The organism is Actinomadura formosensis (genome assembly GCF_050948385.1).
In the GTDB taxonomy this organism is placed as follows: Bacteria; Actinomycetota; Actinomycetes; order Streptosporangiales; family Streptosporangiaceae; genus Spirillospora; species Spirillospora formosensis.
In genome coordinates this window covers 5,671,027-5,687,244 of record NZ_CP192011.1, presented here as the reverse complement: position 1 = coordinate 5,687,244, position 16,218 = coordinate 5,671,027, and the positions used below count along the sequence as shown (strand labels likewise).

General features: G+C 72.5%; 14 protein-coding genes. 6 read left to right on the top strand and 8 right to left on the bottom strand.

Going from position 1 to position 16,218, the window contains the following annotated elements:
* Positions 1–47: 47 nt before the first annotated feature.
* Positions 48–725, bottom strand: a complete 678-nt coding sequence (locus ACQP1N_RS26690; RefSeq protein ID WP_067798690.1) for a uracil-DNA glycosylase — start codon at positions 723–725, stop codon at positions 48–50.
* Between the two features lie 256 nt (positions 726–981).
* Here ACQP1N_RS26690 and ACQP1N_RS26685 point away from each other — a divergent pair, with 256 nt between their 5' ends.
* Positions 982–2,427, top strand: a complete 1,446-nt coding sequence (locus ACQP1N_RS26685) for a WS/DGAT/MGAT family O-acyltransferase (RefSeq protein WP_433227392.1) — start codon at positions 982–984, stop codon at positions 2,425–2,427.
* On the opposite strand, the gene ACQP1N_RS26680 is transcribed toward ACQP1N_RS26685, so the two are convergent.
* Complete coding sequence (locus ACQP1N_RS26680; protein ID WP_433227390.1) at positions 2,414–3,427, bottom strand: hypothetical protein; 1,014 nt, start codon at positions 3,425–3,427, stop codon at positions 2,414–2,416. The genes ACQP1N_RS26685 and ACQP1N_RS26680 overlap by 14 nt on opposite strands.
* Positions 3,428–3,546: 119 nt before the next feature.
* Between ACQP1N_RS26680 and ACQP1N_RS26675 the strand changes: the two genes are divergently transcribed.
* Positions 3,547–4,851, top strand: a complete 1,305-nt coding sequence (locus ACQP1N_RS26675; protein ID WP_433227388.1) for an MFS transporter — start codon at positions 3,547–3,549, stop codon at positions 4,849–4,851.
* On the opposite strand, the gene ACQP1N_RS26670 is transcribed toward ACQP1N_RS26675, so the two are convergent.
* From ACQP1N_RS26670 to ACQP1N_RS26655, 4 genes are all read right to left on the bottom strand, one after another.
* The gene (locus ACQP1N_RS26670) at positions 4,811–5,413 is read right to left on the bottom strand and encodes a hypothetical protein (protein ID WP_067798682.1); all 603 of its coding nucleotides are present in this window, start codon (positions 5,411–5,413) and stop codon (positions 4,811–4,813) included. The genes ACQP1N_RS26675 and ACQP1N_RS26670 overlap by 41 nt on opposite strands.
* Positions 5,410–6,684 carry a hypothetical protein gene (locus ACQP1N_RS26665; RefSeq protein WP_433227385.1) on the bottom strand — a complete coding sequence of 425 codons (1,275 nt, stop codon included), beginning with the start codon at positions 6,682–6,684 and terminating at the stop codon, positions 5,410–5,412. Before ACQP1N_RS26665 ends, ACQP1N_RS26670 begins: the two co-directional genes overlap by 4 nt.
* A gap of 61 nt (positions 6,685–6,745) precedes the next feature.
* Positions 6,746–7,588, bottom strand: a complete 843-nt coding sequence (gene ddaH / locus ACQP1N_RS26660; RefSeq protein WP_084262951.1) for a dimethylargininase — start codon at positions 7,586–7,588, stop codon at positions 6,746–6,748.
* A 149-nt stretch (positions 7,589–7,737) separates the two neighbouring features.
* Positions 7,738–9,273: a helix-turn-helix domain-containing protein gene (locus ACQP1N_RS26655; RefSeq protein WP_067798677.1), complete on the bottom strand. Its 1,536-nt coding sequence runs from the start codon at positions 9,271–9,273 to the stop codon at positions 7,738–7,740.
* A 138-nt stretch (positions 9,274–9,411) separates the two neighbouring features.
* Between ACQP1N_RS26655 and ACQP1N_RS26650 the strand changes: the two genes are divergently transcribed.
* The 3 genes from ACQP1N_RS26650 (at position 9,412) to ACQP1N_RS26640 (ending at position 12,341) form a co-directional block, all read left to right on the top strand.
* Entirely contained in the window at positions 9,412–10,665 is a 1,254-nt protein-coding gene (locus ACQP1N_RS26650; RefSeq protein ID WP_067798674.1) for an NAD(P)/FAD-dependent oxidoreductase, read from the top strand.
* A gap of 87 nt (positions 10,666–10,752) precedes the next feature.
* Positions 10,753–11,676: a DUF2637 domain-containing protein gene (locus ACQP1N_RS26645; protein WP_067798671.1), complete on the top strand. Its 924-nt coding sequence runs from the start codon at positions 10,753–10,755 to the stop codon at positions 11,674–11,676.
* 59 nt (positions 11,677–11,735) lie between these two features.
* Entirely contained in the window at positions 11,736–12,341 is a 606-nt protein-coding gene (locus ACQP1N_RS26640) for a hemerythrin domain-containing protein (protein ID WP_433227382.1), read from the top strand.
* Between the two features lie 48 nt (positions 12,342–12,389).
* Here ACQP1N_RS26640 and lpdA read toward each other — a convergent pair whose 3' ends face one another.
* Complete coding sequence (gene lpdA, locus ACQP1N_RS26635; RefSeq protein ID WP_433227380.1) at positions 12,390–13,793, bottom strand: dihydrolipoyl dehydrogenase; 1,404 nt, start codon at positions 13,791–13,793, stop codon at positions 12,390–12,392.
* 301 nt (positions 13,794–14,094) lie between these two features.
* Here lpdA and ACQP1N_RS26630 point away from each other — a divergent pair, with 301 nt between their 5' ends.
* The gene (locus tag ACQP1N_RS26630) at positions 14,095–14,760 is read left to right on the top strand and encodes a hypothetical protein (protein WP_433227378.1); all 666 of its coding nucleotides are present in this window, start codon (positions 14,095–14,097) and stop codon (positions 14,758–14,760) included.
* A 77-nt stretch (positions 14,761–14,837) separates the two neighbouring features.
* On the opposite strand, the gene ACQP1N_RS26625 is transcribed toward ACQP1N_RS26630, so the two are convergent.
* A complete protein-coding gene (locus ACQP1N_RS26625) occupies positions 14,838–16,061 on the bottom strand; it encodes an extracellular solute-binding protein (RefSeq protein ID WP_433227377.1) in 1,224 nt (407 codons plus the stop codon).
* Positions 16,062–16,218: the final 157 nt, after the last annotated feature.

Sequence of the window (16,218 nt, the reverse complement as noted above, 5' to 3'; positions counted from 1 at the left end):
CGGGCGGGGGCGCGTCGCCGACGGGGTTCCAGGGGGTCGCCCCTGGGCTAACTCAGTTTCCAGTCCACGGGGGGCGCGCCCTGCTCTTCGAGGAGCCGGTTGGCCCGGGAGAACGGGCGGGAGCCGAAGAAGCCCCGGTCGGCCGAGTAGGGGCTCGGGTGCGGGGATTCGATGCAGGGGACGCTGCCGAGCATCGGTTTGAGGTTGCGGGCGTCGCGGCCCCAGAGGATGGCGACCAGCGGGCGGTTCCGGGCGGCGAGGGCGCGGATGGCCTGTTCGGTGACCTCCTCCCAGCCCTTGTCCCGGTGCGAGCCGGGCTTGCCGGGCATGACGGTCAGCGACCGGTTGAGCAGGCAGACGCCCTGCTCCGTCCACGGGGTGAGGTCGCCGGTGGACGGCTGCGGGTGGCCGAGGTCGCTGCAGTACTCGCGGAAGATGTTGATGAGGCTCGCGGGCAGCGGCCGGACGTCCGGGGCGACGGAGAAGCTGAGGCCGACCGGGTGCCCGGGGGTCGGGTAGGGGTCCTGGCCGACGATGAGGACGCGGACGTCGTCGAACGGCTGGGTGAAGGCGCGCAGGATGAGGTTCCCGGCGGGCAGGTAGCGGCGGCCGGCGGCGACCTCGGCGCGCAGCCAGTCGCCGGCCGCCGCGATCGTCCCGGCGACCGGCTGCAGCGCGGTCGCCCATCCCGCTTCGACGATCTCCGAGAGTGGTCGTGCCGTCATGGGGGACCAGCCTAGTGTGATGATCATGATGTCGCCGGTGGAACGCCCTGGTTGATCAGCTTGTGAAGTCTTCTGACCAGATCAGGTCGAGCCGGGGGAAAATCTTGTCCGGCCCCCCGGAAAGTGCTGGGTGAACTGCCTGAAACGCCCCGTTAAGTCGCTGTTACTTTCTGGCGGCCCTCGTTGACCTACCGCCCAGGAACGCATAACTCCTAGAAGGCAGGGCAGGCGCAGGACGAGCCGACGGGACGAGAGCATGAGCCAGCTGACCACCGTGGACGCCACCTTCCTCCACGCCGAGAGCAGCACCACGCACGCCCACATCGCCGGGCTGGGCATCGTCGATCCGGCGTCGTGCCCCGGCGGCAGGCTCAGCGTCCCGCTCGTCGCCGAGCTGATCCGCGGCCGCGCGCACCTCGCGGCCCGGCCGCTCCGGCAGCGGCTCGTCCAGGTGCCGCTCGGCCTGGACCATCCGTACTGGGAGGACGATCCCGACTTCGCCCCCGAACGGCACATCACCGAGCTCGGGCTCCCGGCGCCCGGCACCGAACGGCAGCTCGCCGACCTCGTCGGGATGCTCCACGAGCAGCCGCTCGACCGGACCCGCCCGCTCTGGGAGATGGTGCTCATCCAGGGACTTCAGGGCGGCCTGACCGCCGTCTACGTGAAGGTGCACCACGCCGCCATCGACGGCGTGATGGCCGCCGAGACGCTCGCCGCCCTGCTCGACCTGTCGCCCGAGCCGCGCGAGGTGCCCGCCGACGAGGCCGCGCCCGCCCGCGCACCCGGCCTGATCGACATGCTCGGCACCGGGCTGCTGCGGGCCGCGCTGTATCCCCTCCGCTCGGCCGTCTCGGTCGCGCGCGCCGCCCCCTACCTGGACGAGATCCCCGGCCTCTCGTCCGTTCCGGGTGTGGGGCTGGTGTCGTCGGTGATGCAGGGCGCGCTGCGCCGGCCGGTGACGCAGAAGGCGCCCCGGCTGAGCGCGCCGCCGACCCCGTTCAACCTCCCGATCGGACGCCGCCGCTCCGTCGCCTGCGGAGACCTCCCGCTGGAGGAGATCAAGCAGATCAGGCGCGGCCTCGGCGGCAGCGTGAACGACGCGGTGATGGCGCTGTGCGCGACGGCGCTGCGGCAGTGGCTCGACAAGCGCGGCGACCTGCCCGACCGTCCGCTGGTCACGGCCGTCCCGGTGTCGCTGCGGCGCGGCGGCGCGCAGGCCGAGCCGGGCAACCAGGTCTCGATCATGACGGTCCCGCTGGCCACGCACGTCCCGGACCCGGTGGAGCGGTACGCGGCCGTCCGGCGCGACATGGACGCCGCGAAGCGGCGGTTCACCCGCTCGTCGGGCGACTGGGTGCGGGAGGTGAGCGGGCTCCTCCCCGCGCCCGTCGCCGGCACCGTGACCCGGCTCGCGCTGCAGGCGGCGCCGGCGCTGTCGCTGCGCCCGGTCAACCTGATGATCTCCAACGTGCCGGGGCCGCAGTTTCCGCTGTACCTGTGCGGGGCGAAGGTGCTCGGCTACTACCCGATCTCCGTCGTCACCGATGTCAGCGGCGGGCTCAACATCACCGTCTTCTCCTACGACGGCAGGGTGAACGTCGGCATCGTCGCCTGCCGCGACCTTATCCCCGACCCGTCCGAGATCGTGGACCACCTGGTGGACGCACTGGACGAGCTGAAGGCGCTCAGCCGCGAGTGAGGCCGAGCGTCTCCCGGTGCCGCCATGCGAGCATCAGCGCGGCGGCACCGGCGGGCTGCATCGGCCGCGGGACGGTCCCGTCGAACGGCGCCATCGCCACCGTGCCCTCGTCGTTGACGGCGACGAGCCCGCCGAAGAGGTCGTCGAACAGGTCGTGTTCGATGACGACGACCGTGAGGAGGTCCAGCGCGAACGTCAGCGGGTCGATGCCGAGCCCGAGGAAGTGCGCCCGCAGCCGGCCCTCCTCGCGGGCGGCGGTCATCGCCCGGTGGAAGGGCCAGTCGTCCTGGACGAAGCCGTCGCCGTAGTCCTCGCCCATCCCGAGGAACTCCTCGGCGTACTCGCGCACCATGCACCGCCACATGTCGGGGCGTTCGCCGCCGAGCGGCTGGAACACCCCGACCGGCATCACCTGGTGCAGCCCGCCGGCGTGCGCGACCTTCGCCGGGTCGCGCCGGTGCAGCACGTACGAACCCGCACCGGGGAACGAACCGGACGTCGTGACGGTCAGCGTGGTGATCGCGGGCAGCGCCGGGCGGCGGGCCAGGTCGCAGGGGTCGCCGATCCGGGTCCGCAGCGGCAGGCCGGGCGTCCCGGCCGCCAGTTCATGCGCGGCGGACTCGCCCACGTTCACGCCGTCGAAGTAGCGGGCGGGCCCGAGGCGCAGGACGGGCGGGCGGGCGTCGAGGAGCCGGTAGGACGGGCGGTCCTCGAACACCTTCGGCGGTGCGAGCGCGCCCATGGCCTCGGCGTAGGTGCGGTGACCGGGCGGCAGCCCGTCCGGGGGATCGGCGACCGGCGGCGGCGCGGGCCGCTCGTCCCACTCCAGCCGGATGTCCGCCAGCGGGATCGGCGCGTCCGGGATCCATCCCGCGCGGCAGAGCAGCGGCCTCCCGGCGACGCGCGGCGCGTCCGGGTAGAGCGCGCTCGCGACCTCACCGAACCGGCCGCGGGCGGCGTTCAGCGCCGCCCGGTCGTCCCGCCACCGCCGCTCGTCCATGCCGCCACCCTAGACGGCGGGCCTCCGCCGACCTCCTCGGCCACGCGTGGAGGCACGTGCCGGACGGCCGGCTCCCCTGCGCGGCAGACCCCGGCAGAAGTGACATAAGTTGGTCATCCGTGCAGACCGCCCGAACTCCCCAGGAATGCCCGGAGAACCAGAAGGCCGCCCCGATCGCGTGGACGCTGTGGGGCCTCGGCGTCCTCGCCTACGCGGTCGCGGTCCTGCACCGGACGTCGTTCGGCGTCGTCGGGCTGGACGCCGTCCGCCGGTTCGACGCGTCCGCCGGCGTCCTCGCCTCCTTCACCGTCCTGCAACTGCTCGTCTACGCGGGCCTGCAGATCCCCGTCGGCCTGCTGCTCGACCGCGTCGGCCCGCGCCGGATGGTCGCGGGCGGCGCGCTGCTCATGGCCGCCGGGCAGGCGCTCATGGCCGTGTCCACCGGCATCGGCACGGCCGTCGTCGCCCGCGTCATGGTCGGCGCGGGCGACGCGATGACGTTCATCAGCGTCCTCGGCATCGTCGCGACCTGGTTTCCGGGCCGGCACGTCCCCATCGTGACGCAGCTCACCGGGCAGCTCGGGCAGTTCGGCCAGGTGCTCAGCGCGATCCCGTTCGTGGCGCTGCTGCACGGGCCCGGCTGGGGCACCGCGTTCGGGTCGGCCGCCGCGCTCGGCCTCCTCATGGCGGTGCTGGCCATCGCCTTCCTGCGGGACGGGCCGGGCCGCGCCGGTGTCCCCACGCTGCGCGAGACCGGGGCCAACCTGGTGCGGGCCTGGCGGCATCCCGGCACCCGGCTCGGGTTCTGGTCGCACTTCGTGACGCAGTTCCCGGCCAACACGTTCGCGCTGATGTGGGGCTACCCGTACCTGGTGTCGGGGCAGGGGATGCGCCCGGCGGCGGCGTCCACGCTGCTGACGTTGTTCGTGCTGTTCACCGTCGTGTCGGGCCCGTTCATCGGGCGGCTCGTCGCCCGCCATCCGCTGCGCCGGTCGTGGCTGGTCCTCGGCATCGTCGCGCTCAGCGTGGCGGCGTGGGCGGCGGTCCTCGCCTGGCCGCCGCCCACCCCCGCCTGGCTGCTCGTGCTGCTGGTCCTGTGCATCGCGCCGGGCGGTCCCGGCTCGCTGATCGGCTTCGACTACGCCCGGACGTTCAACCCGCCCGGACGGCAGGGCACCGCGACCGGCATCGTCAACGTGGGCGGCTTCATCGCGACGCTCGTCACGATCCTGCTGATCGGGGTCGTCCTGGACGCCCTGTCACCGGACGGGGAGTTCACGCCTGGAGCGTTCCGGGCGGCGTGGACGGTCCAGACCGGGATCTGGGCGATCGGCATCGCGGGCGTGCTGCGGACCCGCGCGCTGGCCCGCCGGCACACGGGGCTCAGGCCCGCCGCCCGCAGAAGTCGGCGAAGTCGTCGATGATGTCGGCGGCCGGGCCGCCCGTGCCGCGGAGCGCGAGCAGCGGCTCCGCGATGCCCGGCCTGATCGTCATCAGGTCGCCGACCATGTAGACGAGCGCCCGCACCACCTGCCGCTCCGGATGCCGCGCGGATCGTTCCACGGCCGCGCGGTAGCGCGGGTCCTCGGGCCGGGGCCTGCCGTCCGCGCAGTTCCAGACGTCGGCGGCGCGCAGCCCGTTCAGCGCCCGGACGGCCGCCCGCGCGTCCGCCGGCGGCACCGCCAGCAGCACGTCGAGCAGCGCGTCCACCGGGACGGTCGGGAGCGCGGACCGCACGACGCCGAGCGCCTCGTCCACCATCGCCTCGTGCTCGCCGGTGACCCGCACGACGCGGTGTCCCTGGGGGTGCAGCTCGCTGTAGAGGACGAACAGGCCGTCCGCCCGCCACGCGACCTGCTCCATCTCGTCGAATCCGGCGGTGCTGATCGCCGCCCGGGACCAGCCGCGCTCGGCGGCGAGCGCCTCCAGGACGGCGCGCTCGGCGCGGTCGGCGAGCAGCACCGTGCCCTCGTGGCCGCCGCTCACTCGTCCCCCCACTCCGCGACCGGGGCGCCGCTGTCGTCCACCATGACGGCCGCGCCGCCGAAGTCGTCGCGGAACGCGTTGAACGCGTCGGGGCTCGGCGCGTGGTCGAGCAGCTCCTCCAGCCGCGCCAGCTCCGCCGCGTCGGTTTCGCTCAGCATCAGCTCCTGCATGAGGAACTGGTGGTTGTACAGGTACGCGATCACGGCGAGGTTGGCGCGGACGGCCGGATCGGGGACCGTGGCCCACTCCCGCAGCCGCAGCGTGCTGCGCAGGTCACCGTGCCAGAGCGCGGCGAGGCAGCGCAGCCCGACGCTGACGGCCTCGGTGTCGTCCGGGTCGGCGAGGCTGGGGGCGAGGTCGGCTTCGATGTTCCAGTCCCAGCCGGCGAGGACGCCGATGACGTCGAGCGGCAGGTCCTCCGGGTAGTGCTCGCCGTGCGTCTCGTTGAGCCGCCGCGCCACGACCCGGTGGGCGGGCGGCGACGGCCGGTACCGCACCGCCGCGCAGACGATCTCCCGCGTGTGGATCTCGATCGACAGGTGCGAGCGGGAGTGCAGCGTCCGCCACGTCATGGACGGGACGCGCCCGAGCCGCTGCAGCCGGTGCCCGTCCCGGATGGGCACCACGTCCATCCGGGACGGCGCCGGGTCGTGGTGCTCCGCGTCGAAATGCTCCGGGTAGGGGTCCTCTTCACGCGCGCTGCCCCACGCCTGCGGATCGAGGAACTTCACGACCTTGGCGTACCGGTCCAGGGACGGCCCGTCCATCGGGACGAGGTCGTCGCCCAGGGCCTGCTCCCACGGCGGGACGCCGTCCTCCCGCAGCACGTCCGGCACCGTGACCAGGTGCCGGAACCCGATGAACCCGCGCGTGAACCCGGTCAGCTCGACGCGGGGTGCCGCCGGGCGGGGGAACGGCTCGCCGAGTGCGTCCCCGATCCCGGCGGCGGTCGGCTCGACCGGTATCCACAGCCACGCCGGGTAGAAGCCGCCGAGCGCGCACCACAGCACGTCCGGCTCGTCCGGGTCGAGGAACCAGGCCGCCGCGAGCCGCTGCCCGGTCCAGCGCCGGACGGTCTCCGGCCCGGTGCCGACCAGCAGCCTGCCCTTGCGCAGCAGCTCGTCGTCGGTGTCGAGGCGGCCCGGGGACATCGCCCCGGACTCCTCGGCGTGCTGCCAGGCCGGCTCCCAGTCGGCGGGGTCCAGCCAGACGACCCCGAGCCGCTGCCCGGTCAGTTCGTTCCACCAGGCGGGGATGGTGCAAACGTTCACCTGGCAAACCTAGTGGGCGCCGCGTCATCGCGGGGGCGTCTCGGGGCTGTCCAGCGGTGGGTCAGGCTCGCAGCTCCAGCGTGCAGCACTTGGGGCCGCCACCCGCCTTACGCAGCTCGGACATGTCCACCGGAATCGGCTCATAGCCATGGATCTTCAGCGTTTCGATGAGCCCGGCCGCCTCGGCGTTGACGACGACGTTGCGCCCGTCGCACACCGCGTTCAGGCCCAGCACCGCCGCGTCCTGCTCGGTCGCGAGGACCGCGTCCGGGAACAGCCGCTCCAGCACCGCCCGGCTGCCGGACGAGAACGCGCCCGGGTAGTAGGCGACGTTCCCGCCGCCGAGGGGGAACAGTGCCGTGTCCAGGTGGTAGAAGCGCGGGTCGACGAGCCGGAGCGTCACCACGGGACGTCCGAGGAACTCCTGCGCCTCCTGGTGGGCGGCGATGTCGGTCCGGAAACCCGTCCCGGCCAGGATCACGTGGTCGAGCGTGAGGAAGTCGCCCTCGCCCTCGTTGGTGTGCTCCGGCTCCAGCACCTCGGGGAACCCGTTCTCGCGCAGCCACCCGGCGTACGCCGGGCCCTCCGCGTGCCGCTCGGGGTGCGTGAACCGCGCCGCGTACACACGCCCGCCGACGACCAGCGCGCCGTTCGCCGCGAACACCATGTCGGGCAGTCCCTCGATCGGGTCGATGAGGCTCACCTCGTGCCCCAGCGCCCGGTAGGCGGCGCGCAGCGCCTCCCACTGGTCGATGGCCTTCGCGGCGTCGGCACCGGCCGCCGGGTCCATCCACGGGTTGATCGCGTAGGTGACGGCGAAGTGCTCGGGGCGGCACATCAGGAAGTGCCGCCGCAGCGCGGTGCGGTCGGCGGTGCTCGGCTCCGCTGCGGGCATCACGGTCATAGGTGTCTCCACGGACATCCGAAGGGGGGATCGACTGAGCGAAACTCTAAGAGCGCGGCCACCGCATTCCAATGCGCCGATATTGCTGTTACCTGGCATTTCGTTGCGCATTTCTTGCGTTCTGCGGCGATTCGTTGCGCCCCGGCCCGCTACCCCAGAAGCGCGCTCAACTGCAGGCGCAGCGCCAGCCGGACGCGCGGCGACGAAAGATCGACGGGGGCCACCTCGGTCATCCTCCGCAGCCGGTACCGCAGCGTGTTGGGATGGATCCGGAGGGCCTGCGCGGTGCCCTTCGGATCGCCGTAGTGGTCCAGCCAGGTGGCGAGCGTCGGCAGGAACGCCGTGCCATGCGCCTCGTCATGGGCCCGGAGGCCGGCGAGCGGGCCGCCGAGGAGGCCGGCGTCGATCCCCGTCGCCTTCCTGGCGCGTTCGACGATGACGGCGTCCCAGACGTCCTCCAGGAGGATCGGCCCCGGATCGAGCCGGCCGGACGCGACGAGAGCGTCCAGTTCGGCGGCCTGCGACCGGGAGCGGGGCAGTTCGGCGGGGGAGTGCGCGAGGCCGCCCGCCGCCGCGTACAGGGTCCGGTCGTGCGAGCGCACCTCGCCGAGGACGGTGCGCAGCCAGGGGACCGACCCGGCGTCCGCCTCCCGTGCGGTGCGCGGCGGCTCGGTCAGCACGGCGAAGACCGTCTCGTCCAGGTCGGCGAGCAGCGGCCGGTGCCACCCGAACCGGTGCGTGATCGCCTCCCACAGGTCGAGCCGCCGGCGGATGTCCCCGCCCTCGCCGCCGCCCAGGATCACGACCCGCCACGGGGACGGCGTGGGAACCGGGGCGCCCTCCCGCAGCGCGGCGCGCAACTGGTCGGCCGAGACCCGCCGCGCGACGCCCGCCTCCGCACGCAGCCGCAGCAGATGCAGCGCGAGGACGGACGCGAGGTCGGTGAGCCGCCGGACCCGGTGCTGCGGGATCGGCGTCCGCGCCACGACCCAGATCGAGCCGAGCCACTCGCCGCCCGCGCGGACCGGGATGACGAGCCGCGGCAGCATGTCGTCCGGCCCGGCCGGGACGATGATCGGCTCGCTGGACCGGGCCAGCCTGCGGAACACGCCGCAGGCGCGCAGATGGGCGATGACCTGCGGCGGCACCCGGCGTCCGACGATCGTCGAGACGCGGGCGGGGTCGGTGCTGTCCTGCCGTCCGGAGTAGGCGAGCACCCGGGAGCGGGCGTCCTCCAGCGTCACCGGCGCGTCCGCGATCTCCGCCGCGGTGTCGGCGAGCGCGAACAGGTCGTCGTGGGCGCCGGACGGCCCGGCGACCGGCGCGTAGGCGCGGTCGATGGCGCCGCGCACCAGCCAGATGACGTGCGTCCAGGAGGTGTCGGGCTGGAGTTCGACGAGTGCGGGCCTCAACCGCCGCGCGGCCTCGGCGACCCCGGGATCGGCGGCGAGCGGAGCCTTCAGGACGACGCCGTCCGCCCCGGCGGCGTCGGCCCGCTCCAGCAGCGCCACGGCGTCCGCCGGGCCGGACACGCCGACGCCGAGGACGATCTCGCCCGGCCGCCCGGCCGCCTCGCCCGGCTCCGCCAGCACGACGTCGTGCACCTGCCCGCCGCCCCGGCCCGGCGCCACCAGCCGCAGCAGCCCGGCACCGAGCGATCCGACCAGGTCGGCCACATCGATCACGGCTTCCAGTCTGGCCCATCGTTTGTGCGGATCGCACGATGCGCCCGGTCCCGGTTGGCGGAACCGGACAGAGACTCCCGTGCCCGGCCGACGCACCATCGGAATATCGCCCTTGACGAGGAATGAAATGGAGTGGCCATGGCTCTCGACGCGCGACCGCGCCGCATCGCCGTGGTGGGTGCCGGGATGGTCGGCCTGTCCACCGCCTGGTTCCTGCAGGAGCACGGCGCCGAGGTGACCGTGTTCGACCGCCGGGACGTCGCCGCCGGAGCATCCTGGGGCAACGCCGGCTGGCTCACCCCCGGCCTGGCGACGCCGCTGCCGGAGCCGGCCGTCCTGTCCTACGGGGTGCGGGCGGTGCTGAGCCCGTCCTCGCCGGTCTACGTCCCGCCGAGCGCGAACCCGCGCCTCCTGCGGTTCCTCGCCGGATTCGCCCGCAACAGCACGGCGGCCCGGTGGCGGCGCTCGATGGAGTCGCTCGTGCCGATCAACGGCCGGGCGCTGCCGAGCTTCGACGCGCTGATCGAGGGCGGCGTCAAGGCCGACACCGCCGACGCCGAGACCTTCCTCGCCGCGTACCGGACGGCGCAGGAGCGCCGCGTGCTGCTGGAGGAGATCGAGCACATCCGCGCGGCCGGGCAGGAACTGGAGTACGAGGTCCTCACCGGGGACCAGGCGCGCGCCGTCGAGCCCGCCCTCTCCGCGCAGATCGGCGCGGCGATCCTGCTGCGCGGCCAGCGGTTCATCGATCCGGGCCGCTTCGTGCACGCCCTCGCCGACTCCGTCCGCGCCCGCGGCGGCAAGATCCGCGCGGGCGCGGCCGTCACCGGGATCCGGGACGAGCGGGACCGCGTCGCCGTCCGCACCACCGGCCGCGACTTCGAGACGTTCGACACCGTGGTGGTCGCGAGCGGCGTGTGGCTCGGTGACCTCGCCCGGACGTTCGGGGTCCGCGCGCTCGTGCAGGCGGGCCGCGGCTACAGCTTCAGCGTGCCGGTGGAGCGCGTCCCGTCCGGCCCGGTGTACTTCCCCGCCCAGCGCGTCGCCTGCACGCCGATGGGCGGCCGGCTGCGCGTCGCCGGGATGATGGAGTTCCGCCGCCCGGAGGCCCCGCTCGACCAGCGCCGGATCAAGGCGATCGTCGAGGCCGCCCGGCCGCTGCTGCACGGCGCCGACCTGGACTCCCGGCAGGACGAGTGGGTCGGCTCCCGGCCCTGCACGCGCGACGGCCTGCCGCTGATCGGCGCGACCCGCTCGCCCCGCGTCTTCGCCGCCGGCGGCCACGGCATGTGGGGCATCACCCTCGGCCCCGCCACCGGGCGCCTCCTCGCCGAGCAGATCGTCACAGGTCACCGCCCGCGGGAACTCGACCCCTTCGACCCGCTCCGCTGACGAGTGGGGGATATTGCCGGTTTCGTCCGGGAAGGCGCGCTACCGTCACGGGGTGATCTAGACACCCCGTGACGGAGGCGCGCACCGATGGACCCGACGACCATGCCGCTGACCCGGGCCCAGCGGGTCCTGGCCGGGGTCGGCGGCCTGTTCTTCGCCGGCCTCGCCGGGCTCGGCGGCTACGGCTCGTTCGCCTCCGTCCGGGACGTCGCCGAGCCCTGGTTCGGCGGCCAGGCGTGGATCGTCCCCGCCGGAGTCGACCTCGGCATCCTCGCCCTGGTCTCGGTCGCGCTCCTGCTGGAATGGCTGGCCATGCCGATGCCGGCCCTGCGCTGGACGGCGTTCCTGTTCACCGCCGCCACCGTCTGGCTGAACGTCTCGGCCGCGCACGGCGACATCACCGGCATGGTCATGCACGCCGCGATGCCCGTGCTGTTCATCACGTTCATCGAGGCGGTCCGGCACGCGATCCGCCGCCGCGCCGGAATCGCCTCCGGGACCGTCCGCGAAGGCATCCCGGTGGCCCGCTGGCTCCTGGCGCCGTTCTCGACCTTCCGCCTGTGGCGCCGCATGGTCCTGTGGCAGATCACGTCCTACCCGCAGGCCCTGACCGCCGAGCAGCGCCGCCGCCATGCCCTGGCCCTCCTGGACGGCCACTACGGCCGCAAGTGGAAGTCCAAGGCCCCCGCGGACGTCGTCTGGATGCTCAAGGACGGCGTGATGCTCGACCAGGCCCTGACCCGCGTCACGGAACTGACGACGCCCGAGCCGCCGCCCCCCGAGCCCAAGGCCCCGCCGAAGCCGAGGAAGGCGCCGCAGCGCAAGGCGCCGCCGAAGAAGGAACCGGCCGTTCCGCGGAGCGTGGCCACCGACAACGAGGCCCGCGCCCTGTCCATCATCGACGCCGAACCCGGCATCACCGGCGCCGAACTGGGCCGCCGCCTGAACATCAGCGCACGGCAGGGCCAGCGCCTCCTGAGCCGCCTGTCCAGCCCGGCACCGACATCCTGAGATGTCACCTTTTCTTCTTCTGCATCGTCAATGGGGTGAACCTGGAAGAAGGAGAGATCGTGAACTACGACATGACCCCGATGTACGCGATGCACAACGCGCTGCGCCGGGAAGTGGAGCACCTGGCCAAGGCGACCGCCCGCATGGGTGACGACCCCCGCCGCGTCCTGGCCGCGGCCGTCGGCTGGGAGCTGTTCAAGAAGGCCCTGCACGTCCACCACACCACCGAGGACGACGCACTCTGGCCGCCCATGCGCGAGGCCCTCGCGTCCCGTCCGGGCGACCTCGCCCTCCTGGAGGCGATGGAGGCCGAGCACGCCGCCATCGACCCCATCATCGAGGCCGTCGACAAGGGCACCGACCCCATCGGCGACCTGGCGGACGCCCTGGCCACCGCCCTGAACGTCCATCTTGAGCACGAGGAGAGGGAGGCGCTCCCGCTGATCGACGCCACCGTGACCCCCGAGCAGTGGCAGAACTTCGGCCGGCTCCACGGCAGCCGCATCGGCCCCGACGCCCCGCGCCTGTTCCCCTGGATCCTGGACGGCGTCGACGAGAAGACGGCCGCGGTGCTGCTGGCGCCGCTCCCGGAACCGGTCCGCGGCGCCTTCGAATCCGAGTGGCGTCCCGCCTACGAGGCCCTGACCCGCTGGCCGGCCTGCTGACCCATCCGGCGTGTTCGCCCTGCCGCAGGGCGAACACGCCATGATCCGTCAGAGGTTGATCATGTGACCGGCGAGGCCGTGCACGGCCTCCTTCATCGCCTCGCCCAGCGTCGGGTGGGCGTGGACGTTGCGGGCCACCTCGTGGACGGTCAGGTCCCACTGCTGGGCCAGGGTCAGCTCGGGCAGCAGCTCGGTGACCTCGGGGCCGATCATGTGGGCGCCGAGGATCTCGCCGTACTTGGCGTCGCTGATCACCTTGACGAAGCCGTCGCCCTCGCCCATGCCGAGCGCCTTGCCGTTGGCGCTGTAGGGGAACTTGGCGGTCTTGACGTCGAAGCCCTGCTCCTTCGCCTGCGCCTCGGTGTAGCCGAACGAGGCGACCTGCGGCTGGCAGTAGGTGGCGCGCGGGATCATGATGTAGTCGAGTTCCATCGTCTCGGCGTCCGCGATGGTCTCCGCCGCGACGATGCCCATGGCCTCGGCGGCGTGCGCGAGCATCAGCTTGGCGGTCACGTCGCCGATGGCGAAGATGTGCGGGACGGACGTGCGGCAGCGGCCGTCCACGTCGATCGCGCCCCGGTCGGTGAGCTGCACACCGGTCTTCTCCAGCCCGTAGCCCTCCACGTTCGGCTGGAAACCGATGGCCTGCAGCACCTTGTCGGCCTCCAGGACCCGCTGGGCGCCGTCCTTGCCGGTGACCGTGACCTTGACCTTCTCGCCCGAGTCGTCGATCGCGTCCACGCGGGTGGAGGTGAGGACCTCCACGCCGAGCTTGCGGTACCGCTTGGCGAGTTCCTTGGAGACGTCGGCGTCCTCGTTCGGGACCATCCGGTCGAGGAACTCGACGATCGTGACCTTCACCCCGTAGTTGTGCAGCACGTAGGCGAACTCGACGCCGATCGCGCCCGCACCGGCGATGACGATGCTCTCCGGCAGTTCGGAGCTGAGGATCTGCTCCTCGTAGGTGACGACCCGCTCGGACAGCGACGTGCCCGGCAGCAGCTTGGTGTGCGCGCCGGCCGCGATGATGCAGTTGTCGAACGTCACGGTGTCGGTGGAACCGTCCGGCTTGGCGACCTGCAAGGTGTTCGGGTCGGTGAACGTGCCGCGCCCGTCATAGGACGTGATCTTGTTCTTCTTCATCAGGAACTGGACGCCCTTGACGAGCTTGTCCGACACCTGGCGGCTGCGCTGGAACGCGACGCCGTAGTCGAACGACACCCGTCCCTCGACGTTGATCCCGAAGGTCTGCTGCTGGTGGGTGAAGATGTGCGCCAGTTCCGCGTTGCGCAGCAGCGCCTTCGAGGGGATGCAGCCCACGTTGAGGCACACCCCGCCCCAGTACCTCTCCTCGATGATCGCTGTTTTCAGCCCGAGCTGTGCCGACCGGATCGCGGCGACATATCCACCCGGGCCCGCGCCGAGGACCACGACGTCAAAGTGTTCGCTCATATCCATGGACGATATTCGCCGCGGCCGGGTGTTCGCATCCCGATGTGACGCGGTGTGACGGACGCCCCGGCGGGCGGGCGTCGCCTACTGTTAGTGTTTCGGGCGGCCTCCCGGCGGTCACCATTCGCGGGAGGCGTGTTGAGAGCATCGGGGCGGTGCGCCGGCAGGCGCGAGCCCGGACCGCCCAGGCCAGGGAGCCGGGCGGTGCACCCGGACAGCAGCGCGGCGGCGGTGGGACAGCGCGCCGCGGGCCGGTCAGTGGGCCGTCATCGCCCACCCGAATGAATGGAGGAGTCGCGGAGTGAGGATCCCCAAGCGCGTCAACGCCGTCCTGGACTGGATGGAACAGCACTTTGTCGCGCTGGGCGTGGTCGTCACGCTGGTCGTGGTCGCGCTGGTGGCCACGCTCGCGCCCACGGCGGTCGGTTTCCCGGTCGCCGGGTTCATCCTCGGTGTCGCGGTGGGCGGCTTCCTCGTGCACATCCGGATGAGCCGCCGTCTCGCGCGGGCCCGCGCCGACAACGACAACCTGCTGCGCGAGAACGGCGCGCTGCGGCACCGCAACACCGTCCTCGCCAGCGGTGTGATCACCCGGGAGGCGCAGGAGACGCAGGCGCTCGTGGCGATCCCCGAGGACGACCTGCTGGAGGACGATCTGGGCGCCGGCCCGGTCGCCGACCCGCAGCGCACCGTCGCCCTCGACGAACTCCTCGGCGGCGACCCGCAGACCACCGACGAACTGCCGGGCGAGGAGCCCGGCACGCCGTCCGCCGCGGAGTCCGCGCCGGCGCGCCCCGCGCCGCCGGACGGCGACCCGCAGCGCACCACCGTCCTGCCGCGGCCGCCGGACGACCCCGCGGACGACGACCCCGCGGACGATGAGGACACCGTCAAGACGTCCCGCACGGCGAAGTCCAAGGAGCCGGCGAAGAAGACGACGGCGAAGAAGAGGACGCGGAAGACCTGACGCGTCCTTCCCAGGGGCGCCGTGACCTCCCCCGGTGGGGCGGTCACGGCCGCCCCACCGGGGAGGCCGGCCCGCTCCTATCCCTTGATCTGCATCCAGGCCTGGGCCCAGCGGGTGTAGTCGACGCACTTGTTGCCGCGGTCGTCGCCGCAGTTCTTCACCGGCGTCTTCCAGAAGGCGAGGCGCTTGTAGAACACGGGATCGCCCACGTGGTACACCGAGCAGAACCCCCTGTCGGTGTACTGGCACGCCTTCGGGTTGGCGGGGGCCTCACCGAACCACTGCGCGACCTGCGCCTGCACCTTCGGTGTGGTGATCCAGTTCATCCACTTGTACATGCAGGTCGGATGCTGCGCCTTCGAGGAGACCATCCACGTGTCGGACCAGCCCGTCGCGCCCTCGGACGGCAGGGTGGTCGCGACCGGTGCCAGGTCCGCCGTGGCCAGGTTCGCGGTCACCTGCCACGCGGTGCCCGCGTAGTTGTAGCCGCTCTTGAACGACTGGAGTTCGTCCAGGTAGTTCGCCCAGTACTGGTTGACGTTCGGGCGCTGCCGCTTGAGCAGCTCGACCGCGGCGTTGAACTGCTCGTCGTCCAGCTCGTAGACGTCGGTGATCTTGAGGTCGGGACGGTGCGCCTTCAGGTAGAGGGCCGCGTCCGCGATGTAGATGGGGGAGTCGTAGGCGACGACGTGCCCGGCCGCGGGCGAGTTCGTGTCCCACACGACGTTCCACGAGGTCGGCCGCGGCATCTTGTCGGTCCGGTACATCAGCATGTTGGCGCCGTAGCCGTGCGGGACGCCGTACATCTGGCCGCTGACGGAGTTGTAGGGCTGATTTTTCAGATAGCCGGCAATGTCGTCGTAGTTGCCGAGCAGGCCGGTGTTGACCGGCGCGACCAGTCCGCCGTAGATGAGGCGCAGGCTCGCGTCGCCGGACGCCGACACACCGTCGTACTGGCCGGTCTTCATCAACTCGACCATCGAGTCGGATGTGTCCGCCACCTTCGTGTGGACCCTGCAACCGGTCGCCTTGGTGAACGGCGTGACCCAATTCACGTGCTTGTCGTTGGAGCCGTCCTCGGCGTAACCCGTCCAGGCGACGAGGTCGAGCCGCCCTTCGGGGGTGCCGAGCTGCTGCATCATCGGGACGTCGGGCGGCGTGGCGGCGTCCGCGGAGCCGCCGCTGCATCCGCCGGCCAGCGCCGCGGCCGTGGACAGCGCGCCCGCGGCGAGCACGGTCCGCGACCGGCGCGCGCGGACGGCCGACCTGGCGGTTACCGTCGCGTTTCGAGTACGAGCCATCACGCTGAAGCAGCGTAGAGGTATTCGGGACGGTGCGCGTGCACAAAACGTGATGATCCGGAAACTGTCGACACACGGCGGCGGTGGGTTTTAGGCTCTCCAGCGTTCCCCGAGGCCCAAACCGCCCATCAGCCCCAGACGTCACCCCGCCCCTCCG